Source organism: Micromonospora sp. NBRC 101691 (assembly GCF_030269285.1).
Classification (GTDB): Bacteria; Actinomycetota; Actinomycetes; order Mycobacteriales; family Micromonosporaceae; genus Micromonospora; species Micromonospora echinospora.
In genome coordinates, this window is sequence record NZ_BSTB01000007.1 from 70,984 (window position 1) to 93,657 (window position 22,674).

The following is a 22,674-nucleotide window of genomic DNA, read 5'->3' on the forward strand; positions in this document are numbered from 1 at the left end:
GTCGCCGTCGCGCCAACCGAGGGCTGTACCCCAGACTCAGCAGATTACTCTCAGTGCGGCGGGTACGGATGTGAATCTAACTTTTTCCCGCTCCCCAAGGTAGTCCCCGTCGAGCTGGAATGCCTGCGGACGCGTCGCGACCAAGGTGAACTCGGCCACGTCATGGAGGCGGAGCACCTGCCGCCCTCGGGGGTCCGGTTGGCGGGAGAACATCTGGGTCACCGTACGTGACGTACTCGCCACCCTTAGCTGACGAAGCGCCATCACGTCAAGGCCAAGGTCGAATGAGGCGTCCGGGTTCGGGTTGATCTCCCGCTCGCCGAGGTACGTCCAAGGCGCCGTGTTCTGGATGATGGCCGTTGCCAACTCGCCTTCCGACTCCTCTCCCGGACGCTCCAAGCGGATCATCGGATGGCGTCGGTCGGAGCCGAGAAAGTACTGATTCACCGCAGCGCGAAGATATAGCGACGGAGTGGAAACACGACCCCGCTTCCGCGCCATTTCCACGCGGTGCACGACCGCCGCGTCGAGGCCGAAGCCGGCGCAGAAGGTGAAGTAGCGATCGTCGGCGCGGCCGAGCCCGATCGTCCGGGAACGGCCCAATCGGAGCCCTTCCAGGATCATGCTGGTGCCGTCCGGCCATTCCCGGGGCAGACCCAGTGCCCGCGCGAAGACGTTCGTCGACCCGCCCGGCACGGTGGCGAGCGCGGGCAGGCGGTCGGCCGACGTGCCACCGGTGACAGTCGGCGGGTCGGCGGTCATCAGCCCGTTGACCACCTCGTTGACCGTGCCGTCACCACCGAGCGTGACGACCAGGTCGACGCCCTCCTCGGCCGCCTCGCGGGCCAGGTCGGTGGCGTGCCCCCGGCGACGGGTGTACCGCACCGCGAGGTCCACCTCACTGCGCAGCGCGCGGACCAGCACGTCCCGGCTGCGTTCGCTCGTGGTGGTGGCCTTCGGGTTGACTACCAGGACGGCCCGCATGGCCGGACTGTACCGCGATCCCGCGCGGGTATCGTGTCGCCGTGACGATCGACTCCGACCCGGTGCCCACCACGCTGAGTTGGGCGGTCCGCCTGCTGTGGGCAGAGGCGGTCGCCCTCGGGCTGGTCGCCGTCTGGCTGGTCTACAAGAACCTCACCGCCGACGCGTTCGACCTCGCCTCGGCGGTGCTCGTCACCGTCTTCGCGGCCGGTGGCGCGCTGGCGCTCTGGGCGCTCGGCACCGCGCTGACCCGTCGCCGGGCCGCTGCCCGCGCCCCGGCGATCGTGCTCCAGCTCATGCTCCTGCCGATCGGCTGGTACATGATCCAGGGCGGGCTGGGCTGGCTCGGGGCGCCCTTGATGGCGCTCGGCGTGGGGGTCTGCGCGCTCCTGCTCGCCCCGGCCACCACCCGGGCGCTCGGTCTGCTGGACTGACGCCGTCCGGCCCGCCGGGCGCGGCCCCACGGCGGCAGCGGTCCGGCTGCGGACGGCCGTCCGACGGCGTCAGTGGGTGGCGCGGCGGGTGAGCAGTGAGATGGTGGCCCGCCCGTCGGTGGCGGTCGCGGCGGCCGACGTGGTCAGCGCGGTGAGCACCTTCCAGGCGAAGGAGGACTCGGCCGGCAGCTTCGCGCCCTGGACCGTCGGCACGGTCACCTCGACGGTCAGCGCGTCCTCGGTGACCGCGAAGGAACACTCCAGCTCGGCATCGCGGGTGGCGATCGCGAGCAGCATGGCGCAGGCCTCGTCGACCGCGATCCGCAGGTCCTCGATCTCGTCGAGGGCGAACTGGAGACGCGCGGCGAGGCCGGCGGTCGCGGTCCGCAGCACGCTGAGGTAGCCGCCGTCCGCAGGCACGGTGAGGTGTACGACGTCCTCGTCGGCCGTCGTCCGCCCGGTCAGTTGAGTCACGCGCATCCCCCCGGTCGCGGACTCTACCCGGTCGGGCCGATGGGCGCTCCGTCAGCGGTGGACCCGACGGCGAGCCACCGCGAAGCGACGACGGCCGGTACGTCCGCGGGACGTACCGGCCGGACCGCCGGTTCGGCTGCGCCGAGGGTCACGCCTGCTTGGTCTCCCAGAAGATCTTGGAGATCTCGTCGATCTTCTGGAGCAGCTCGTCGGCCTTGGCCGGGTCGATGGTGCCCTTGGCGCCGTTGGCGCCGGCCAGCTTGGTGGCCTCGTTGAACAGCGCGTGCAGGTTCGGGTACTTCTCGAAGTGGGCCGGCTTGAAGTAGTCCGTCCACAGCACCCACAGGTGGTGCTTGACCAGCTCGGCGCGCTGCTCCTTGATGATCAGGGCGCGGGTGCGGAACTCCGGGTCGGTGTTCGCCTGGTACTTCTCGCAGATCGCCTTGACCGACTCGGCCTCGATCCGGGCCTGCGCCGGGTCGTAGACGCCACACGGCAGGTCGCAGTGGGCGCTTGCGGTCACGCGCGGCGTGAAGATGCGGGGAAGACGCATCGGGATCCTCCATGAGACGTTTGCGATGATCCGAGATGACATTACTCCTGGAGTTGCTCCCCGACGGTGCGGAGGTGAAACCCGGTGACCACTGGTGGCGGCGGGTCGCCCCGGCCGCGCGGGCCGCTCACCGCCGTACTGGTGACCGGGCCCTCCATGGCCCCGACGCTGCGGCACGGGGACGCGTTGCTGGTCCGGGTCGGCGGTCGCGCCGTCCGTCCGGACGACATCGTGGTCGCGGTCTTCCGTAGCCGCCCGGACCTGCTGGTGGTCAAGCGCGCGGTCCGCCCGGCCGACGGTGGCTGGTGGGTACGCGGGGACAACGAGTTCGTCACCGACGACTCCCGTGTCCACGGGGTGGCCGACGTGTGGGGACGGGTGGTCGCGCGCTACTGGCCGCGGCCCCGGCGCTTCAGTGACCGACGGTTATGACCCTACTCACATTCGAGGTTCATGCCGGACACTATGCTCGGGCGGTGCCCGGGTGACCCCCGCACCGCGTGCCGCCCGCTGCCGCTGACCACGTGGCCCGGCTGGCCGGTCCATCTGCTCGACAGATCCTGGAGTCACCATGTCATCGTCTTCTGTGGATCCCGCTGATCCCGTCTTCCGGCTGCACGCCGGCGGCAAGATGGCCGTCGCCTCGACGGTGCCGCTGACCAGCCGGGAGGATCTCTCCCTCGCCTACACCCCGGGCGTCGCCCGGGTCTGTGAGGCCATCGCCGCCGACCCCGCCCTGGTGGACGACTACACATGGGTGTCGCACACCGTCGCGGTGGTGACCGACGGGTCGGCCGTACTCGGCCTGGGCAACATCGGTCCCCGTGCCGCGATGCCGGTGATGGAGGGCAAGGCGGTTCTGTTCAAGCAGTTCGGCGGCGTGGACGCCGTGCCGATCTGCCTGGACACCCAGGACGTCGACGAGATCGTCACGGCGGTGACCGCCCTGGCCCCGTCGTTCGGTGGGATCAACCTGGAGGACATCAGCGCGCCGCGCTGCTTCGAGATCGAACGCCGTCTCGACGAGGCCCTCGGCATCCCGGTCTTCCACGACGACCAGCACGGCACCGCCATCGTCGTGCTGGCCGCCCTGCGCAACGCGGCCCGTCTGCTCAACCGCAAGCTCGGTGACCTGCGGGTCGCGGTCAGCGGTGCCGGCGCGGCCGGGATCGCGGTCACCAAGATGCTGATCGCCGGGGGCGTCAACCCGGACGACGTGGTGGTCTGCGACTCGCGGGGCATCATCGGCCGGGACCGCCCCGACCTCACCGCGACCAAGGCCGAACTGGCCGCCATCACCAACGCCGCCGGTCGGCAGGGGGACATCACCGAGGCGTTGCGGGACGCCGACGTGCTGATCGGCGTCTCCGGCGGTCAGATCCCGGAGGCCGCGGTGGCCGGGATGGCCTCCGGTGGCATCGTCTTCGCCCTGGCGAACCCCACCCCGGAGGTGCACCCGGAGGTGGCCGCCCGGCATGTCGAGGTGGTCGCCACCGGCCGCAGCGACTACCCCAACCAGATCAACAACGTGCTCGCCTTCCCCGGCGTGTTCCGGGGGGCGCTGGACGCCCGAGCCACCCGGATCACCGAGAACATGAAGGTGGCGGCGGCCGACGCGATCGCCGGAGTGGTCAGCGAGACGCTGACCGCGGACGCGATCGTGCCCTCCCCGCTCGACCCCCGGGTCGCCCCGGCGGTCGCCGAGGCGGTCGCCGAGGCGGCCCGCGTCGACGGCGTCGCCCGCGCCTGAGCCACCGGCAGGCCGGAGGGCTCCCGCCCGCTCGACGGGCCGGAGCCCTCCGTCGCTTCCGACGACGACCTGAGCCGTGCCCCGGACATCCCTGCCCGGTGCCGGCTCGTCGAAGGTGTCCGGGACCGCCCCGACGGCTCAGCCGGAGCGCCTGCGACGGATCAGGTGCCAGGCGAGCAGCGTGCCGGCGACGGCGAGCACCGCTCCGACGACGACCGGTAGCGCGAGCCCGGTTCGTCCGGCGGGTTCCACCGCGGTGGCCTCGACCGGTACGGGGAAGGTCAGTGTCCCTTCCACCTCGCGTTCCACCGTCCCGCTGGTCAGCACCAGCCGGGCGGTCCAGCGGCCGGGCGCGAGGGGTTCGGTCACCTCCGCGCTGACCTGCCCGCTCTGGCCCGGCAGGATCGTGACGCCGGTCGTGACGACGAAAGGGCCGAGTTTGGCGGTGCCGGACTCGCGGGACAGGGAGAGGGCGCCGCCCATGTCCAGGGCACGTTGGCCGGTGTTGTGCACCCGCGCGGTGACGACAGGCCATTCACCGGGGCCCGGGCCGGCGGCGAGTCCGTCGATCCGGAAGTCCGTGGGCGGCTCGCCGCCAGGGCCGACGTCGAGGTAGATCCGGACGCCCACCCGGCGGATCTGGCCGATGTTGCTGCCGTCGGTCGGTTGCTTGGTGACCTGGGCGAGGAGCGCGGCGTAGCGTTCGCCGCGCGAGGCGGACCGCGGCACGCTGATGGTGACCTTGACCGCCCTCCTGGCACCGGCCGGCAGGTCGAGGCTGGGCACCTCCGTGCGTACCCAACTGCTCAGCTCGTTGCCGCCGCGACCGTCGGAGGCGGTGAAGACGTTCTCCCGGACGGTTGCGCCCGCCGCGTACAGCTCGATGTGCTGCCGCTCGGGGGACGAGTTCTGGATCTCGACGCGGCGGTGGATGGTGGTGCCCGGTTTGAGGTGGTCCACGATGTAAGCCCGGGCGCGGGGGTCCTTCACCCGGGCGGCCGGGATGTCCAGCATCCGGATGCTGATGGTCGGGTCGTCATCGGCCCGGGGCAGGGATCCCGGGAGGGCGGCGGCTGGCGATGCGGGCACCGTGAACGTCATGACGGCGACGGACGCCAGCATCACCAGCCGCCGGACGCGGTTACAGGACAGTGTGGGTCACCGTGCCCGTGTAGACCCCGGCGACGGCGGTCTCGGGAACGTTGACCACGAGCGTCGGGTTCCAGGTGGCGGAGTTGTCGCCGTTGCCGCCGGTGAGGGAGAACGCCGTCCTCGGCACGTTGATGATCTGGGCGTCACCGGGACCCGGCTGGCCGGGAGTGAAGGTGCCGTTGCCCGTGGTGGCGGTGGCGCCGCCGGACCAGTAGCGGACGTTGATGTTGGGGATCGTCTCCGCCGGGGTGGCCCCGCCGGTGGTGAAGTCGGTGGCGATGACCGTCGCGTTCCAGCTCGCGTTCAGCGCGGCGCGTTGATCTGTCACGGTCACCGGCCCGATCTGTCCCGAGACGCTGTCACCGGGGTTTCCGGTACCGATGTTCGCCGTCGCCGGAACGGAGATCGCGAGTCCGTCCTCGGCCGCGACGGACAGGGTGACGATGGTGTCCTCGGCCAACGCCGGAGAGGCGAGCCCGATGGCCAGTGTGGTGCCGGCCAGGCCGGCAGCCAGGAATTGTGCCCTCACGAAAGATTTCCACCTCTGATTGCGGGATATAACGGACAGAAGTAAGTTAAAGCCGCATCCCCTTAGACGTCGGTGAAACGGCGAATTCACCCCCGGGCATCCGCTCCCGCTTTCCGGACCGGTTGCCGAGCGTCACCCGGCGGGGGCTGCACGCGACCGGCATCCTTGTTACCGTGCCGACCATGCGTGCCGCCTTCGCCTCCCGATTCGACGACGCCGACCCGCTCGCCGCCCTCACCGTGGGAGAGCAGCCCGAGCCGACCCACTGGGCCGACGACTGGGTGACCGTCCGGGTGCTGGCCAGTTCGCTCAACCACCACGACCTATGGTCGCTGCGCGGTGTCGGCCTGGGCGAGGACCGCCTGCCGATGATCCTCGGCTGCGACGCGGTGGGCGTCGACCCGGACGGCAACGAGGTCGTCGTCTACCCGGTGATCGCCGACAAGGGCGACCCGCGCGGCATCTCCCTCCTCTCCGAGCACGCCCAGGGCACCCTCGCCGAGCGGGTGGCCGTTCCCCGGGCGAACCTGCTGCCGCTGCCCGCCGGGCTCTCGGTCACGGACGCCGCCTGCCTCCCCACCGCCTGGCTCACCGCCTGGCGGATGCTCAAGACCGTCGGGCGGGTCGACGAGGGCGACGCGGTGCTCGTGCAGGGCGCCGGTGGCGGCGTCGCCACGGCCGCCGTGGCGCTCGCCCTGGCGATGGGCAAGCGGGTCTACGCGACCAGCCGGGACGCGGCCAAGCGGGAGCGGATCGCCGCGCTGGGCGCGACCGCCGTGGCACCGGGGGCCCGGCTGCCGGAGCGGGTCGACGTGGTCGTCGAGACGGTCGGCGCGGCCACCTTCGACCACTCGCTGAAGTCGGCCGCGCCGATGGCCCGGATCGTCGTCTCCGGAGCGACCGCCGGGCACGAGCCGAAGGTCAACCTGCGTCGGATCTTCGCCATGCAGTTGCAGATCCTCGGCACGTCGATGGGCACCCCGGACGACATGGCGCAGCTGCTCGCCTTCTGCGCCGAGCGTGAGGTGCGGCCGGTCGTCGACAGCGTGCACCCGTTCAGCCAGGTGACCGAGGCGTTCGCCCGGCTGCACTCCGGTGACGTCTTCGGAAAGGTCGTCGTCGACCACACCCGCTGACCCTGGGCGGACACCCTGCCCGACGCTGTTGGCGGCGCCCCGACCGGTGCCGGTCGGCCTCAGAGGCGGTCGTCCAGGGTGGCGAGGCCGCCCCGGGCCGCGTCCGCCGGCAGCCGGCCCCGGGCCGCCTCGTCGCCGTAGAGGCTCCAACGCAGGAACTCGACCGTGGTGTCCGAGACGACCCGTAGGGACGCGCCGTCGGAGAGCAGGGCCCGCCCGTGGTCGCCCCGGGGCAGGCTCAGCATCGCCTTCGGCCAGGGCACCCGGTCGTAGGCGGCCCGGCCGGAGGCGTAGTCGACCACCTCGTCGAGTTCGCCGTGCACGAAGAGCTGCGGGGCGGCGGCGCCGGCGAACGTGCTGCCCACGCCGAGCGCGGTGCCGGCGAGGACCACCCCGGCGTCGAGCCGCTCGTCCCGGTCCAGGGTGAACAGGCCGATGGTGGTCACCCCGCCGGCGGAGTGCCCGGTGGCGGCCACCCGGTCGGTGGCCAGCCGCCCGCGCAGCGGGTCGCCGGCCCGCTCGTCCAACCCCAGCACCTCGGTGAGCACGTACGACACGTCGGCCGGCTGGTTCAGCACGTCGAGCGGGTTGACCTGGGCGGATCCCCGGCTGGTGTTCGGGAAGGTGGGGGCGGCCACCACGAAACCCGCCGCCGCCCAGCGGGTGAGCAGGGCGGCGTAGTCGGCGGGCCGGGCGCCCAGCCCGTGGCTGAACACGACCACCGGGAAGCGACCCCCGGCGACCGGGGCCGACCGTTCGGCCGTGCCGCCCGCCTCGCCCCGCGCCGGATACCAGAGGGTCACCGGCAGGGGCCGGTCGCCGTCCCGGTTCAGCGGGAGCTGGCGCACGCCGACCGCGAACGTCTGCTCCGGCGCCTGCCCGCGCGGCACCCCGGGGGCCGGTGTGGCGGTCGCCGACGGTTCGGCCGCCGGGGACCAGGTGGTCGGGGCGGCGTCCGTCGAGCACGCGGCCAGCCCCACGGTGAGCAGCGTGGTGGCGACGAGCGCGGCGGTACGGCGACGGGGCATGTCCTCGATTGTGCCTCGCGGCCGGGACCGGCCGGACGGCTCAGCGGGAGACGTCGAGCCGGTCCTCGAAGGCGGTCACGCCGGGCAGCCGGGCGCCGGCCGCGATCCGCCGTCCGGACGCGGGGTCCTCGTAGAGCCGCCAGCGCAGCAGGTCCGTGGTGGCGGCGAGGACCTGCGCGAAACCGGGGCGGCCGGGGGTCAGGAACTCGCCGTGCCCCTGGCCGGGCAGGGTCAGGAACGCCCGGGGCCAGTCGGAGCGGTCGTACCCGGCCCGACCGACGTGCCACGGCACGATCTGGTCGGCTCCGCCGTGCACGAAGAGCAGGGCGGCCGGTGGCCCGGCGAAGCTGCCCGCCATACCGCCCCCGGCGATGATGACACCCGCGCGCAGTCGTGCCGAGTGGCCCGAGGCGAACATGCCGGCGGTGGTGAAGCCCCCGGCCGAGTGCCCGGCGGCGGCCACCCGGGCGGTGTCCAGGTGCCCGGCGAGCGGGTCGCCGGGGGTGCCGTCCAACCGGATCAGGTGGCGGATCACGCGCCAGGCGTCCGCCGGCTGGTTGCGCACGTCGGCCCGGTCGAACCGGAGCGAGCGGAGGTTGGTGTTCGGGTAGGTCGGCGCGGCCACCACGAATCCCGCCGCCGCCCACCGGGTGGTCAGCGCGGCGTGCAGCGCGGGCACGCTGCGCAGCCCGTGGCTGTACAGCACCACCGGGAACCGGCCCGGCGCGACCGACCGGCCGACCGCCGGGTACCAGACGGTCACCGGCAGCGGGCGGGCCGACCGGGGCTCGACGGTGAGCGTCCGCATGCCGACGTCGTACGCCTCCCGGGGAACCGGGCGGGGCTCCGACGTCGTGCCGGGCGCGGCGGTGGCCGTTCCGCATCCGGCCAGCAGCGCCGCCAGCAGCACGGCGAGCAGGCGAGACAGCTTCATGTTGCAGACGGTAGGTGGCGGCGGGGCCGTGCGGTCCCGCTTTCCGGACCGGGTACGCCCACCGGCCGGTCGGTCCGGCCGACCCGGTCGGCGTACGCGCGATTCGCCGGGCCCGGGTTGCGCGGCTTCGCTACCCTCGTCGGCATGGCTGACGACTCCGTCGACCCCGGTGGGAGCATCGAGTCGTACCGCGCCTTCGTGCCCGCTCCGGACCTGGCCAGCCAGATCGGCCCGCCGGTGGCGCAGTCGTCGAAGCCCTCGCTGATCGGTGCGGTGGTGGTGGCCTCGGTGCTGCTCGCCCTGGCGTTCTGGATCGCGTTGGGCTGACCGCCCGGATCAGGCCGCCCGGCCAGGTCGCCCGCGTCAGGCCGCCCGGGTCGACCGGGCCGCCGCTCCCGGTGCGCTCAGCCGGCGGCGACCACGGCTCGGGCCGCCCGGGCGATCTCCCGTTCCTCGTCGGTGCCGACCACGCAGACCGCGACCTCGGAGCCGTCCGGCGAGACGATCCGGTCCCCGTCGCCGGTGGCGTTGCGCGCCGGGTCCACGCTGATCCCCAGCCGTTCCAACCCGACCAGCGCGGCGGCACGGACCGGCGCGGCGTGCTCGCCCACGCCGGCGGTGAAGGTGACCGCGTCGACCCGTCCGAGCAGGGCGTAGTACGCCCCCACGTAGCCGGTGATCCGTCGGCAGTAGACGTCGAAGGCGAGGGCCGCCGCCGGGTCGCCGTCGGCGCGGCGGGCCAGCACCTCCCGCATGTCGTTGGCCCCGGCCAACCCGAGCAGCCCGCTGCGGTGGTTGAGCAGGTCGTCGAGGTCGTCGACGCCGAGACCGCCCTCGCGGTGCAGGTGGAACAGGATCGCCGGGTCGAGGTCGCCGCTGCGGGTGCCCATCACCAGGCCCTCCAGCGGCGACATCCCCATCGAGGTGGCGATGCTGCGTCCACCGGCCACCGCGCAGGCGCTCGCCCCGTTCCCCAGGTGCAGGGTGATCGTGTTGGTCTCCCCGTACGGCCGGTCGAGCAACTCCGCGGTGCGTCGGGAGACGTACGCGTGCGAGGTGCCGTGGAAGCCGTACCGGCGGACGCCGTACCGCCGGGCGGTCTCCCGGTCGACGGCGTAGGTCGCGGCGGCCTCCGGCAGGGTGTGGTGGAACGCGGTGTCGAAGACCGCGACCTGCGGCGTGTCCGGCAGCAGGTCGCGGGTCACCTCGATGCCGGCCAGGTTCGCCGGGTTGTGCAGCGGCGCGAGCGGGAACAGGTCACGGATCGCGGCGAGCACCCCGTCGTCGACCCGCACCGGCTCGGTGAAGCGCTGCCCACCGTGCACCACCCGGTGGCCGACCGCGACCAGGCCGGTCAGGTCCAGCCCGGCGAGGATCTCCCGGACCGCGCCGGCGTGGTCCGCCGGGCCGCCGCCGGGCTCGCCGATCCGCTCGACGGTGCCCCGGTCCCGCACGGTGTCGGAGTCGTAGAGGCGGTACTTCACCGACGACGACCCGCAGTTGAGCACCAGCACCCGACTCACGACGACTCCCCGCTGCCGGCGGCCTGGATGGCGGTGATCGCCACCGTGTTGACGATGTCGGCGACCGTGGCGCCCCGGGACAGGTCGTTGACCGGGCGGCGCAGGCCCTGCATGACCGGACCGACCGCGACCGCGCCGGCCGAGCGCTGCACCGCCTTGTACGTGTTGTTGCCGGTGTTCAGGTCCGGGAAGACGAAGACCGTGGCCCGCCCGGCGACCAGGCTCTCCGGCAGCTTGGTGGCCGCCACCTGAGGGTCGATCGCCGCGTCGTACTGGATCGGCCCCTCCACCAGCAGGTCCGGCCGGCGTTCCCGGACCAGCTTCGTGGCCGCCGCGACCTTCTCCACGTCCGCGCCCGCGCCCGAGCTGCCGGTGGAGTAGGAGAGCATGGCGACCCGGGGGTCGATGCCGAACCGGGCGGCGGTGTCGGCCGAGGAGATCGCGATGTCGGCGAGCTGGGCGGCGTCCGGGTCGGGGTTGACCGCGCAGTCGCCGTAGACCAGCACCCGGTCGGCCAGGAGCATGAAGAAGACGCTGGAGGCCACCGAGAGCCCCGGCACGGTACGGATGATCTCGAAGGCCGGGCGGATGGTGGCGGCCGTGGTGTGCGTCGCCCCGGAGACCATGCCGTCGGCGTGCCCGGTCTGCACCATCATGGTGCCGAAGTAGTTCGGCTGCGCCACGATGTCGTACGCCAACTCGACCGTCACGCCCCGGTGCCGGCGCAGCTCGGCGTAGCGCTCGGCGAAATCGTCCCGCCATTCGCTGGTGACCGGGTCGACCACCTCGACGCCGCCGACGTCGATGCCCAACTCCCGGGTGCGCCGGGCGATGTCGTCCGGACGGCCCAGCAGGGTCAGCGCGGCCACACCCCGCCGGAGCAGGATCTCGGCCGCCCGCAGGACCCGCTCCTCGGACCCCTCGGGCAGCACCAGCCGCCGCTGCCGGGCGCGGGCCCGGTCGATCAGGTCGTACTCGAACATCAGCGGGGTGACCCGCGCGGACCGGCTGACCTCCAGCCGGCGGGCCAGGTCGACGGTGTCCACGTGCGACTCGAACGCGCCGAGCGCGGCCTCGACCTTGCGGGGGTTCGCCGGACTGGGCCGCCCCTCGATCCGGTTCGACGCGGAGATCGTGTCGTAGCTGTCGGTCGGCACCGACAGCACGGCGAGGCCGGTGTTCATCCGCTCGACCAGCCGCATCGCCCGGGGATCGGGCCGCTCGCCGAGGGTGAGCACCAGCCCGGCCACCGAGACCTGCCCGGCCACGTGCGCGGCGCTCGCCGCCACCAGCAGGTCGTCCCGGTCCCCGGGCGTGATCACCAGGCAGCCGTCGGTCAGGTGCTCCAGCAGGGTCGGCACGTGCGCCGCGCCGACCACGTAGTCGAGCACGTCCCGGCCGAGCGCGGCGTCGTCCCCGGCGAGCAGGGTGGCGCCGAGCGCCGTCGCCACCTCGGCCACCGTCGGCGCCGACACGGTCGGCACCTCCGGGATCGCGTACGCCGGCACGGGCAGCTCCGGCAGCGTCATCGGCCCGGACACCCGGTTGGCGATCACCGCCAGCACCGTCGCCCCGAGGTCCACCAGATCGTGGTACGCCCCCCGGGCCGCCGCCGCCACCGCCTCCGGCTCCTGCCCGAAACCGTCCACCACGGGCACCACCACGCTGCCGAACTCGGTGGCCAGTCGGGCGTTGAAGGCCAGCTCACGGGGGGCCGCCCCGTCACCGGAGTCGGCGAAGTCGCTGCCCACCACGACCATCGCCGGGCAGCCCCGCTCGATCTCCCGGTACCGCGCGACGATCCGGGAGACGAGTTCCTCCCGCCGTCCCTCGCCGACCAGCGCCCGCGCCTCGGCGTAGGTGGCCCCGGCGGGCTCGGCCGCGCTGACGTCCACCCGGTAGCGGTCGGCGAGCAGGGCAAGGATCGGGTCCGGCCGGACTCCGGAGACCAGCGGCCGGAACACGCCGATCCGCTCGACCTGTCGGGAGAGCAACTCGGCGAGACCGAGCGCGATCGTCGACTTTCCTCCGCCGGAACCCACGCTGGTGAGATAGACGCTGCGGGCCACGCGGCCAACCTACTAGGTCGGCGTGCGCCGCGCCCGCCTGCGGTCCGGATGGTCGCGTCGCCACGTTTTCCCATGTCAGACGGGACACAGGCGCGGGTTTGCGGGACTTGTCCGTGGTTGACTCGCCGGGGTGGAGGGCCCTACCGAGATTATCCCTGTTGCTCCGGAACGATCCCCAATTTTCGTCGATCCCAGCGGCCGCCGTCGGCGGTGGCTCCGTCGTACCGCGTACGCCCTCGGACTGGCCGGGGTGGCGTACACCGCCCTGGTGGGGGTCAGCTTCGCGGGCGGACCGGTCCGGCCGGAGACGATCATCCCGTTCGTCGAGCCGACGACCCGGCAGTGGCAGCCGCCGCCGGTCGAGCCGGTGGCCGAGCCCACGCCCGCCGTCGAACCCTCCGCCGCGCCCACCTCCCGCACGCCGCCCCGTCGCCCGGCGGCAACCCCCGCCTCGCCCTCCGCCACCCCCTCCGCCACCCCCTCCGCGCCGACGCCGACCACCCCCTCGCCGAGCCCGCCGGCGGAGGGGTCGGGCAGCGACCGGCCGGAGGGCACCCCGACCCGGACGACGTCGCCCGCGCCGCCGGTCACCAGCCCGGCTCCGGTGCCCCCCGCGCCGTCCCCGCAGGAGCCGGTCGCGTCAGCCGAAGCGCCCGCGCCGTGAGCCAGCCGCCCCACCGCGTACCCGGTCCGCCGGCCGACCGGCCCCGCCGGCACGCCCGGCCGCTCCCGCTCGCCGGTCCGGCGAACCGCGTCCGGCGCTACGTGCCGCGACCGAGTTGGACCATCTTCGCGATGGTCTTCGTCCTCCTCGGCGGCATCCTCTTCGTCCAGGCGTACGCCAACGGCTCGTTCGTCCCCGACTACCGGGCGGAGGTCACTGCCGGCGGCGGGCAGGGCGAGGTGCCCGAGCAGATCCGCGACGGCGGGCCGATCGTCAACACCACCTCCGGCCGCCCGCAGTCGTACCGGCTGCCGCCCCGCACCATGGTGCTCACCTTCGACGACGGTCCGGACGAGCGGTGGACCCCCGAGGTGATGAAGGTGCTGGAACGCCACCAGGTGCCCGGGACGTTCTTCGTCCTCGGCAACCAGGTCGTCCGGCATCCCGACCTGGTCCGCGCGCTGGCCGACTCCGGGCACGAACTCGGCGTGCACACCTTCACCCACCCCCACCTGGTCGACCTGCCCGGCTGGCAGCGCCGGATGGAGTACACCCAGACCCAGCTCGCCATCGCCGGCGCCACCGGGATCCGCACCAACCTGCTGCGGTTCCCGTACTCGTCGCGGGCGGACGCCTTCCTCGACCGGGACTGGCCGCTGCTGCGGCAGGCCGGCGAGCTGGGCTACCTGACCGTGGTGAACGACCTCGACAGCCGGGACTGGGAGCGGCGCGGGCCGGACTCGATGATCGCCAACTCCACCCCGACCGGTTACGCCGGGGCGGTCACCCTCTGGCACGACTCCGGCGGTGACCGCTCGCAGACCGTCGAGGCGCTGGACCGCTTCATCCCGATGATGAAGGAACGGGGGTACCGCTTCACGACGGTCAGCGGCGCGTTGGACCTGGCCCTCGCCGAGGCCGGAGCCACCGGGGGCGGGCCCGGCCCGACCAGCGCCTCGACGGGGGAGCAGTGGCGGGGCGCGATGGTGATCCGGGCGGTACGCGCCGCCGACCTCACCTTCGTGCTCTTCAACGTGCTCTTCGTCGTCGTCGGCGTGCTCACCATCGGACGTACCGTGCTGCTCTTCCTGCTGGCGCTCCGGCACGCCCGCCGCCGACGCCGGCGGGACTGGTCCTGGGGGCCACCGGTGACCGCACCGGTCTCGGTGGTCGTGCCCGCCTACAACGAGAAGGAGGGGATCGCGGCGGCGGTCCGCTCGCTCGCCTCGGGCGACCACCCCGGCGGCATCGAGGTGGTCGTGGTCGACGACGGGTCCACCGACGGCACCGCCGACATCGTGGCCGGTCTCGGACTGCCGAACGTGCGGGTGGTCCGCAAGCCGAACGGCGGCAAGCCGAGCGCGCTCAACACCGGCGTCGCGCTGGCCCGGCACGACCTGATCGTCATGGTCGACGGGGACACCGTCTTCGAGCCCGACGCGGTCCGACGGCTGGTCCAGCCCTTCGCCGACCCGCAGGTGGGCGCGGTCGCCGGCAACGTCAAGGTGGGCAACCGGCGCAGCATGATCGCCAAGTGGCAGCACATCGAGTACGTCATCGGCTTCAACCTGGACCGTCGCCTCTACGAGACGTTGCGGTGCATGCCCACCGTCCCGGGCGCGATCGGCGGTTTCCGGCGGCAGGCGCTGGCGTACGCGGGCGGGATGACCGACGAGACGCTCGCCGAGGACACCGACGTCACCATGGCGCTGGGCCGGGCCGGCTGGAAGGTGGTGTACGAGGAGAGCGCCCGCGCCTGGACGGAGGCGCCGACCAGTCTCGGGCAGTTGTGGAAGCAGCGCTACCGGTGGAGCTACGGCACCATGCAGGCGATGTGGAAGCACCGCCGCTCGGTGCTCGACCGGGGCGCCTCCGGCCGGTTCAGCCGACGGTGCCTGGCGTTCCTGACCCTCTTCGGGGTGCTGCTGCCGCTGACCGCCCCGGTCATCGACCTGCTCGCCCTGTACGGCCTGGTCTTCCTGGACCGGACGGAGACCGCGCTGGCCTGGCTGGCGATGCTCGGGTTGCAGTTCCTCACCGCGATCGTGGCGTTCCGCCTGGACCGGGAGAAACTCGGGGTCCTCTGGGTGCTGCCGTTGCAGCAGTTCGTCTACCGCCAGCTGATGTACCTGGTGCTGGTCCAGTCCGTGGTCACCGCGTTGACCGGCGGCCGGCTCGGCTGGCAGAAGCTGCGCCGCACCGGGCTCGACGCCGCCGGCCCCGGTCCGTCGGGCCGACCGGTGGCGCCGGTGACCGGCCGGGGATGACGTGACGGGTCAGCGGCCGGCGCGCTCGGCGAGCCCGAGGGCGTACTCGGGCCACCAGACGCCGATCTCCGGCTCGCCCGGACGGCAGGACCCGTCGGACTCGCCCGGGTACTTGATCCAGAGCAGCGCGTCGACCCGGTCCAGGCCGGTCTCGGTGGTGGGTTCCTCGCCGAGCGCCCGCCCCGGCGGGTTGCACCAGCTCGGTGCGCCCGCCACCGTCGGTTCCGGGTACGGGCCGTTGCCGTTGCGGCTGGTGTCGATCACGAACGTCGTCGTGCCGTCCAGGGCGTCGGAGATCCGGTGGCCGTACCGCAGGTTCTCCGGGGTGCCGACGAAGTTGGCGACGTTCAGGGCGAAGCCGTCGGCGTCGGCGATCCCGGCCCGGGTCAGCGCCGCCGCCAGCTTCGCGGGGTCGCGGACCCAGCCCGGGTGCCCCGCGTCCAGGTAGACCCGGGCGCTGCCGGTGCTGCCGAGCACCGTGACCGCGTCGCGCAGCAGCGTGAGCCGTTCGTCGACGTCGGTCACGCAGCGGTCGACGGCGTCCGGCACCGCGCCCGGTTCGAGGATCACGGTGACCGGACGACCCCGGACCGCGCCGGCCAGCTCCCGGATCCACGTCTGGTACGCCCCGGCCGTGCCGGCGCCCCCGCCGCCCTGCCGACCGCAGTCACGCTGCGGCAGGTTGTGGGTGACCAGGATCGGCATCTGCCCGGCGAGCGCCGCGTCGGCCAGGTAGTCCGCCACCTGGTCGGTGACCGGGGTGGTGCCGTCGACCAGCCATCGGGCGGTCGGCCGGGTGCTGATCCCGCGCAGTGTCGCGGCGTCGCCGCCGCGGGTCCGCTCCCATCGGGTGACCTGCTCGGCCGCCGCGCTGTACGGGTCGACGTAGAAGACCGGGGGCGGTGGCGCGGGGGTGGCCGGGGCGGTCCCGGTGGGCGTCCGCCCGCCGGTGGCCCCGTCCGCGCAGCCGGCCAGGAACACGGTGAGCGCGATCCCGGCCAGCAGGGTGGCACGGCGGCCGAGAGGGAGGCTGTTGCGCACGGCCGTCACGCTACCTGGTGCCCCAGCTGGGAAAACTAGTCGTCGTCCTCGTCGTCCAGCCGGGCCAGCCAGGTGGCGAACCGCTCGATCGGCGTCTCGAACTCCGGGTTCAGGTCGACGAAGTCACGCAGCCGCTCGCCCAGCCACTCGACCGACACGGATTCCTCTCCGCGCCGCTGGACCAGCTCCTCGATACCACGGTCGGTGAAGTACACGGTGCTCTCCTCGACATGCCGCTGGGGCAGGCCCGGCCGGTGTCGGCGGGCGCTGCCCCAGCGTGGGACGGGCTCAGGGACGGGGCAGGGCCGCTTCGATGAGCGCGGTCTGCTCGACGTCGTGCATCTTCGCCGAGCCGACGGCGGGGGCCGCCGCAGCCGGCCGGGAGATCCGCCGCAGCCGGACGTCGGACAGGTGCTCCAGCAGGTTGAGCGCGACGAAGCTCCAGGCGCCCTGGTTGGCCGGCTCCTCCTGCACCCAGGCGAAGTCCTCGGCGTTCGGGTACTCGGCCAGGGCCGCCCGGATCTCCTCCACCGGCAGCGGGTAGAGCTGCTCGATCCGGATGATCGCGGTGTCCGTGACGCCCCGCTCGGCGCGGGCCTGGAACAGGTCGTAGTAGACCTTGCCCGAGCAGAGCAGCACCCGCTTCACCTGCTCCGGCGCCGGCGCGGAACCGTCGCGCAGCACCGGCTGGAAGGTGCCCGAGGTGAACTCCTCCACCTGCGAGATGCAGAGCTTGTGCCGCAGCAGCGACTTCGGCGTGAAGACCACCAGCGGCTTGCGCTTCGGCGACAACGCCTGGCGACGCAGCAGGTGGAAGTAGTTCGCCGGGGTGGTCGGGATGGCCACCCGCATGTTGTCCTCGGCGCACATCTGGAGGAACCGCTCGGGACGGCCGGAGGTGTGGTCCGGGCCCTGGCCCTCGTGGCCGTGCGGCAGCAGCAGGGTCACCGCCGAGCGCTGGCCCCACTTCACCTCGCCCGAGGAGACGAACTCGTCGATGACCGACTGGGCGCCGTTGACGAAGTCACCGAACTGGGCCTCCCAGCAGACCAGCGCGTTGACGTTCTCCACCGAGTAGCCGTACTCGAAGCCCATCGCGGCGTACTCGGACAGCAGCGAGTCGTGCACGAAGAACCGGGACCGCTCGCCGTCGGCGGTGAGCGACTTCAGCGGGAGGTAGTCGTCGCCGGTCTTGGCGTCGACCACCGCCGCGTGCCGCTGCACGAAGGTGCCCCGGCGGGAGTCCTGCCCGGCGAGCCGGACGGTGACCCCGTCGTGCAGCAGCGCGCCGAAGGCGATGATCTCGCCGAAGCCCCAGTCGATGCCGCCCTCGACGGACATCTTCGCCCGCCGGTCGAGCAGCTGCTGGATCCGCTTGTGCGGGGTGAAGCCCTCGGGGAGGTTGACGTGCGCGTCCCCGACCGCCTTGACCACGGCGGCGTCGGTGGCGGTCTCCACCTGCGGCTCCGGCTCGTCCTCGCGGCGCGGCCGGGCGACCTGCTTCGGGGCCGACGCGGCGTCCCGGGTGGCCTTGAAGACCCGCTCCAGCTGCGCCTGGTAGTCGCGGAGCAGTTCCTCCGCGTCCTCCACGGTGATGTCGCCCCGACCGATCAGCTCCTCGGTGTAGAGCTTCCGGACCGAGCGCTTCGAGTCAATGATCTTGTACATCTGGGGGTTGGACATCGAGGGGTCGTCGCCCTCGTTGTGCCCACGCCGCCGGTAGCAGACCATGTCGATGACGACGTCCTTGTTGAACGCCTGACGGTACTCGAAGGCGAGCCGGGCGACCCGGACCACGGCCTCGGGGTCGTCGCCGTTGACGTGGAAGATCGGCGCCTGGATCATCCGGGCCACGTCGGTGCTGTAGAGGCTGGACCGCGAGTACTCCGGGGCGGTGGTGAAGCCGACCTGGTTGTTGACCACCACGTGCACGGTGCCGCCGGTGCGGTACCCCCGCAGCTGGGAGAGGTTGAGCGTCTCGGCGACCACACCCTGACCGGCGAAGGCGGCGTCACCGTGCACCGCCAGCGGCAGCACGGTGTACCCCTCCAGCTTCAGGTCTATCCGGTCCTGCTTGGCCCGGACGATGCCCTCCAGCACCGGGTCGACCGCCTCCAGGTGCGACGGGTTCGCCACCACCGAGACCTTGACCTGGTGCTCGCCGTCGGGCGTGCTGAACTTGCCGTTCTGGCCGAGGTGGTACTTGACGTCGCCGGAGCCCTGGGTCGAGCGCGGGTCGAGGTGTCCCTCGAACTCCGAGAAGATCTTCTCGTACGGCTTGCCGACGACGTTGGCCAGCACGTTCAGCCGGCCCCGGTGGGCCATGCCGATGACGACCTCGTCCAGCCCGGCCTCGGCGGAGGACTCCAGCACCTCGCCGAGGAGCGGGATCAGCGACTCGCCGCCCTCCAGCGAGAAGCGCTTCTGCCCGACGTACTTGGTCTGGAGGAAGGTCTCGAACGCCTCGGCCGCGTTCAGCCGGTTGAGCACGTGCTTCTGCTCGTCGGCGGTCGGCTTCTCGTACTGGCGCTCGATCCGCTCCTGGATCCAGCGCCGTTCCTCCGGGTCCTGGATGTGCATGTACTCGATGCCGATCCGGCGGCAGTACGAGTCGCGCAGCACCCCGAGGATCTCGCGCAGCTTCATCCGCCGCTTGCCCGCGAAGCCGTTGACCGGGAACTGGCGGTCCAGGTCCCACAGGGTCAGCCCGTGCTGGAGGACGTCCAGGTCCGGGTGCTTGCGGATCTTGAACTCGAGCGGGTCGGTGTCGGCCATCAGGTGGCCGCGCACCCGGTACGCGTGGATCAGCTCGTGCACCCGGGCGGTCTTGTTGATCTGCCCCTCGTTGTTGACCGCGACGTCGCGCATCCAGCGCACCGGCTCGTACGGGATGCGCAGCGAGGTGAAGATCTGGTCGTAGAAGGCGTGCTCGCCGAGGAGCAGCTCGTGCATGACCTTGAGGAACTCGCCCGACTGCGCGCCCTGGATGATCCGGTGGTCGTAGGTGCTGGTCAGCGAGATGACCTTGCTGACCGCCAGTTCGGCCAGGGTGGCCTCGCTCATGCCCTGGTACGGCGCCGGGTACTCCATGGCGCCGACGCCGATGATCGCGCTCTGCCCCTGCATGAGCCGGGGGATCGAGTGCACCGTGCCGATGCCGCCCGGGTTGGTCAGCGAGATCGTGGTGCCGGCGTAGTCGTCCATGGTCAGCTCGTTGCGGCGGGCGCGCCGGACCACGTCCTCGTACGCCTGCCAGAACTGCCGGAAGTCCATCTGCTCGCAGGCCTTGATGGAGGGGACCACCAGGTTGCGGGTGCCGTCCGGCTTGGTCAGGTCGATGGCGATGCCGAGGTTGACGTGCTCCGGCGTGACCATCGCCGGCTTGCCGTCGACCTCGGCGAAGGAGTTGTTCATCTCCGGGTGCTGGACCAGCGCCCGGACCATCGCGTACCCGATCAGGTGGGTGAAGCTGACCTTGCCACCCCGGCCCCGGGCCAGGTGGTTGTTGATCACGATGCGGTTGTCCACCAGGAGCTTCGCCGGCACGGCCCGGACGCTCGTCGCGGTCGGCACGTTCAGCGAGGCGTCCATGTTCTGGACGATGCGCGCGGCCACGCCGCGCAGCGGGGTGGTGCGGGGGCCGCTCGGTGCCGGCTGGGCAGCGGCCTTGGCGGCCGGCTTGGCCGGGGCGGCCTTCTCCGGAGCGGGCTTGGCCGGAGCCGTCTTGGTGGGCGCGGTGGCGGCCGGCTTGGCCGCCGGCTTCGCCTGCGGCGCGGCCGTCCGGCCGTTGTCCGGCTGCCCGGCGGACGGGCGGTCACCGTCGGGCCGGGTCACGGTCGCGGCGGGCTCCTGCTGCCCGGCCGGCTCCGCCGTGGTGGCGGGGGCTGCCTTCTTCGGCGCCGTCGCCGGGCTGCCGGCGCCCGGACCGGGCCGGTAGTCGGCAAAGAAGTCGTGCCAGGCCGAATCGACGCTGTTGGGGTCGGCGAGGTAGCGCTGGTACATCTCCTCGACGATCCACTCGTTCGGGCCGAAACCCGCCAGTGGGTTCTCCTGCGAAGTCTGCTGGGTCGACACGGCCGGTAATCGCCTCTTTCACGCGGGTTGTGTGTCTCGCGACGTCCGCGGGCAGTCCCCGGGGGGAGCGGACAGACGGCTCCCAGGCTACGCCGTGCGCGGGCCGGAGGCATTTCCGCCTCCGGCCCGTGTCACGTTTCACAGAAGACGCCAGAAATTCACCAACTGCCGGGTAGGCCGTCGCCTCCTGCTAAGGCGATCCGCCCCGGCGGGAGCGGCGTCGACGCGCCGTCCCGCCGCACTCCGGAAGGGTCCGACCTCAGGAGATGTCCCGGCGGCGGGTGATCATGATGCCGGCCAGTCCGGCGGCGACCGCGTACGCGACCAGCACCAGGGCGCCCGTCCACCACGGCGGCAGCATCGGCGAGTCGATGCCGCTGATCATGATCTGGGAGGCCATCGCCGGCCAGACCACCTGCCACTCCAGGATGGCCTCGGAGTCGAACAGGTTGGACAGGAGCAGGAAGAGCAGCCCCACGACCTGCGTGCCGACCAGGTAGACCACCGAGGCGGTGATCACCGCGCCGAGCTGGTTGGTGATCAGCGTGCCGAGGCCCACGCCGAGGACCGTCCAGATCGCGTACGCCAGCAGGTTGAGCAGCAGGGCCCGGTGGACCTCCCACTCGCCGAGCTGGGTGCCGAAGTCGTTGGCGGACATGAAGATCACGCCCGCGACCAGGGCGATCACGGTGGTGGCCAGCCAGAACACGAAGCCCATCGCCGACGCCGCGATCAGCTTGCTCGCGATCACGGAGGTGCGGCGGGGCGTGCTGAGGAACGTGGTGGTGGCCGTCTGGTGGAAGAACTCGTTGGTCACCATCAGGATGCCGATCAGCATCACCAGGAGCAGGCCGAAGAACTGCCCGGAGGTGTAGAGGTTCGCCGCCTGCCCGGCCACGTCGGCCTGGGCCGCCGCCTCCTCGGGCGGAAGTCCGATCTCGGCGGGGTCGCCGGTGAGCGAGACGTGGGTGAGCCAGGCGTTGAACGCGAAGGCGACCGCCGTGGCGAGGAAGGCCCCGATCGCCAGCAGCCACCAGGTGCTGGTCGTACGGATCTTGAGCAGTTCGGACCGGACCAGGTTCATCATCGGATGTCCGCCTTTCCGGCCGTCAGGTCCAGGAAGACCCGTTCCAGGTCGGGTCGTTCCGGCGTCAGTTCGTGCAGCTCGATCTGGGCGGCCAGCGCGGCCCGGCCGACCGTGGGGGCGTCCACGCCGGCGACCAGGAGCGCGCCCTGCCCGTCCGGCTCGACCGTGGCGGAGAGTTCCTTCAGCGCCGTGACCAGCGCCTCCGCCTGTGGGGTACGCACCCGTACGCGGGCGCTCTGGGTCATCGACCCGAGGACCTCGGCGACCGGTCCCTGCCGGATCAGCCGCCCGGCCGCGATGATCACCACGTCGTCGGCGAGCAGCTGCATCTCGGAGAGCAGGTGGCTGGAGACCAGCACCGTCTTCCCCTGGTGGGCCAGGCCCTTGAGGAAGCCCCGCATCCAGCGGATCCCCTCCGGGTCGAGGCCGTTCGCCGGCTCGTCCAGGATCAGCACCCGGGGGTCGCCCAACATCGCCGCGGCGATGCCGAGCCGCTGCTTCATGCCCAGCGAGTAGCCCTTGAACTTGCGGTTCGCCGCCGGCGTCAGGCCGACCATGGCGAGCGCCTCGTCGGCCCGCTGCTTCGGCAGGCCCGCCGCCGCGCAGATCACCCGGAGGTGGTTGATCCCGGTACGCCCCTTGTGCGCGCTGGACGCCTCCAGGACCGCGCCGACGTGCCGGAGCGGCTGTGCCAGGTCGGCGTAGCGCGTCCCGCTGATGGTGGCCGTCCCCTCGGTCGGGGTGACCAGGTTCAGCAGCATCCGCAGTGTGGTGGTCTTGCCCGCGCCGTTCGGCCCGAGGAAGCCGGTCACCCGTCCCGGTTGCACGGTGAACGACAGGTTGTCGACCGCGCGCACGGTGCGGTACTGCTTCGTCAGGCCGGACACCACGATCCGACCCTGGTCGGCGGGGCTCGGCTGCCCGTCAGACATCTTTCTCCTCTCCCTGGCGCAGAGAAGCGCCGTTACCCAGCGT

At 72.4% G+C, this 22,674-nt stretch carries 21 protein-coding genes; 7 read left to right on the top strand and 14 right to left on the bottom strand.

Annotated features, from left to right (window positions below; genetic code table 11):
• Positions 1-36: 36 nt before the first annotated feature.
• On the bottom strand, positions 37-984 hold the full coding sequence (locus QSK20_RS13580) for a diacylglycerol/lipid kinase family protein (protein WP_285788970.1): 948 nt from the start codon (positions 982-984) through the stop codon (positions 37-39).
• Positions 985-1,025: 41 nt separating this feature from the next.
• Between QSK20_RS13580 and QSK20_RS13585 the strand changes: the two genes are divergently transcribed.
• The gene (locus QSK20_RS13585; RefSeq protein ID WP_285788971.1) at positions 1,026-1,418 is read left to right on the top strand and encodes a hypothetical protein; all 393 of its coding nucleotides are present in this window, start codon (positions 1,026-1,028) and stop codon (positions 1,416-1,418) included.
• A gap of 69 nt (positions 1,419-1,487) precedes the next feature.
• Here the strand turns inward: QSK20_RS13585 and QSK20_RS13590 are convergent, their stop codons facing one another.
• Positions 1,488-1,892: an ATP-binding protein gene (locus QSK20_RS13590; protein WP_285788972.1), complete on the bottom strand. Its 405-nt coding sequence runs from the start codon at positions 1,890-1,892 to the stop codon at positions 1,488-1,490.
• A gap of 148 nt (positions 1,893-2,040) precedes the next feature.
• On the bottom strand, positions 2,041-2,445 hold the full coding sequence (gene sodN / locus QSK20_RS13595) for a superoxide dismutase, Ni (protein ID WP_285788973.1): 405 nt from the start codon (positions 2,443-2,445) through the stop codon (positions 2,041-2,043).
• Positions 2,446-2,529: 84 nt separating this feature from the next.
• On the opposite strand from sodN, the gene QSK20_RS13600 reads away from it, so the two are divergent.
• Positions 2,530-2,877 carry a S24/S26 family peptidase gene (locus QSK20_RS13600; RefSeq protein WP_285788974.1) on the top strand — a complete coding sequence of 116 codons (348 nt, stop codon included), beginning with the start codon at positions 2,530-2,532 and terminating at the stop codon, positions 2,875-2,877.
• Between the two features lie 139 nt (positions 2,878-3,016).
• The gene (locus tag QSK20_RS13605; RefSeq protein WP_285788975.1) at positions 3,017-4,195 is read left to right on the top strand and encodes an NAD(P)-dependent malic enzyme; all 1,179 of its coding nucleotides are present in this window, start codon (positions 3,017-3,019) and stop codon (positions 4,193-4,195) included.
• 138 nt (positions 4,196-4,333) lie between these two features.
• On the opposite strand, the gene QSK20_RS13610 is transcribed toward QSK20_RS13605, so the two are convergent.
• Together QSK20_RS13610 and QSK20_RS13615 are read right to left on the bottom strand one after the other, a co-directional pair.
• The gene (locus QSK20_RS13610) at positions 4,334-5,284 is read right to left on the bottom strand and encodes a COG1361 family protein (protein ID WP_285788976.1); all 951 of its coding nucleotides are present in this window, start codon (positions 5,282-5,284) and stop codon (positions 4,334-4,336) included.
• A 52-nt stretch (positions 5,285-5,336) separates the two neighbouring features.
• Complete coding sequence (locus QSK20_RS13615) at positions 5,337-5,876, bottom strand: hypothetical protein (RefSeq protein ID WP_285788977.1); 540 nt, start codon at positions 5,874-5,876, stop codon at positions 5,337-5,339.
• 173 nt (positions 5,877-6,049) lie between these two features.
• On the opposite strand from QSK20_RS13615, the gene QSK20_RS13620 reads away from it, so the two are divergent.
• Positions 6,050-7,012 carry a zinc-binding dehydrogenase gene (locus QSK20_RS13620; protein WP_285788978.1) on the top strand — a complete coding sequence of 321 codons (963 nt, stop codon included), beginning with the start codon at positions 6,050-6,052 and terminating at the stop codon, positions 7,010-7,012.
• Between the two features lie 59 nt (positions 7,013-7,071).
• Here the strand turns inward: QSK20_RS13620 and QSK20_RS13625 are convergent, their stop codons facing one another.
• Complete coding sequence (locus tag QSK20_RS13625) at positions 7,072-8,040, bottom strand: alpha/beta hydrolase family protein (RefSeq protein ID WP_285788979.1); 969 nt, start codon at positions 8,038-8,040, stop codon at positions 7,072-7,074.
• 40 nt (positions 8,041-8,080) lie between these two features.
• On the bottom strand, positions 8,081-8,974 hold the full coding sequence (locus QSK20_RS13630; protein WP_285788980.1) for an alpha/beta hydrolase family protein: 894 nt from the start codon (positions 8,972-8,974) through the stop codon (positions 8,081-8,083).
• A gap of 144 nt (positions 8,975-9,118) precedes the next feature.
• On the opposite strand from QSK20_RS13630, the gene QSK20_RS13635 reads away from it, so the two are divergent.
• Positions 9,119-9,301: a hypothetical protein gene (locus QSK20_RS13635; protein ID WP_285788981.1), complete on the top strand. Its 183-nt coding sequence runs from the start codon at positions 9,119-9,121 to the stop codon at positions 9,299-9,301.
• Between the two features lie 77 nt (positions 9,302-9,378).
• Here the strand turns inward: QSK20_RS13635 and QSK20_RS13640 are convergent, their stop codons facing one another.
• Both QSK20_RS13640 and pta read right to left on the bottom strand, forming a co-directional pair.
• Positions 9,379-10,497, bottom strand: coding sequence for an acetate/propionate family kinase (locus QSK20_RS13640; protein ID WP_285788982.1), 1,119 nt, complete (start codon positions 10,495-10,497; stop codon positions 9,379-9,381).
• Complete coding sequence (pta, locus tag QSK20_RS13645; RefSeq protein WP_285788983.1) at positions 10,494-12,566, bottom strand: phosphate acetyltransferase; 2,073 nt, start codon at positions 12,564-12,566, stop codon at positions 10,494-10,496. The genes QSK20_RS13640 and pta overlap by 4 nt, the downstream gene beginning before the upstream one ends.
• Positions 12,567-12,816: 250 nt before the next feature.
• On the opposite strand from pta, the gene QSK20_RS13650 reads away from it, so the two are divergent.
• Positions 12,817-13,230, top strand: coding sequence for a hypothetical protein (locus tag QSK20_RS13650; protein WP_285788984.1), 414 nt, complete (start codon positions 12,817-12,819; stop codon positions 13,228-13,230).
• The gene (locus tag QSK20_RS13655; protein WP_352232294.1) at positions 13,227-15,497 is read left to right on the top strand and encodes a bifunctional polysaccharide deacetylase/glycosyltransferase family 2 protein; all 2,271 of its coding nucleotides are present in this window, start codon (positions 13,227-13,229) and stop codon (positions 15,495-15,497) included. Before QSK20_RS13650 ends, QSK20_RS13655 begins: the two co-directional genes overlap by 4 nt.
• A 9-nt stretch (positions 15,498-15,506) precedes the next feature.
• Here the strand turns inward: QSK20_RS13655 and QSK20_RS13660 are convergent, their stop codons facing one another.
• The 5 genes from QSK20_RS13660 to QSK20_RS13680 all read right to left on the bottom strand — a co-directional run bounded on the left by QSK20_RS13660 (position 15,507) and on the right by QSK20_RS13680 (position 22,631).
• Positions 15,507-16,538 carry a glycoside hydrolase family 6 protein gene (locus QSK20_RS13660; protein ID WP_285788985.1) on the bottom strand — a complete coding sequence of 344 codons (1,032 nt, stop codon included), beginning with the start codon at positions 16,536-16,538 and terminating at the stop codon, positions 15,507-15,509.
• 35 nt (positions 16,539-16,573) lie between these two features.
• Positions 16,574-16,753, bottom strand: a complete 180-nt coding sequence (locus tag QSK20_RS13665) for a DUF6104 family protein (protein WP_088982274.1) — start codon at positions 16,751-16,753, stop codon at positions 16,574-16,576.
• 73 nt (positions 16,754-16,826) lie between these two features.
• Complete coding sequence (locus tag QSK20_RS13670; RefSeq protein ID WP_285788986.1) at positions 16,827-20,612, bottom strand: multifunctional oxoglutarate decarboxylase/oxoglutarate dehydrogenase thiamine pyrophosphate-binding subunit/dihydrolipoyllysine-residue succinyltransferase subunit; 3,786 nt, start codon at positions 20,610-20,612, stop codon at positions 16,827-16,829.
• A 259-nt stretch (positions 20,613-20,871) separates the two neighbouring features.
• The gene (locus QSK20_RS13675; RefSeq protein ID WP_285788987.1) at positions 20,872-21,699 is read right to left on the bottom strand and encodes an ABC transporter permease; all 828 of its coding nucleotides are present in this window, start codon (positions 21,697-21,699) and stop codon (positions 20,872-20,874) included.
• Entirely contained in the window at positions 21,696-22,631 is a 936-nt protein-coding gene (locus QSK20_RS13680; protein WP_285788988.1) for an ABC transporter ATP-binding protein, read from the bottom strand. The genes QSK20_RS13675 and QSK20_RS13680 overlap by 4 nt, the downstream gene beginning before the upstream one ends.
• Positions 22,632-22,674 lie beyond the last annotated feature (43 nt).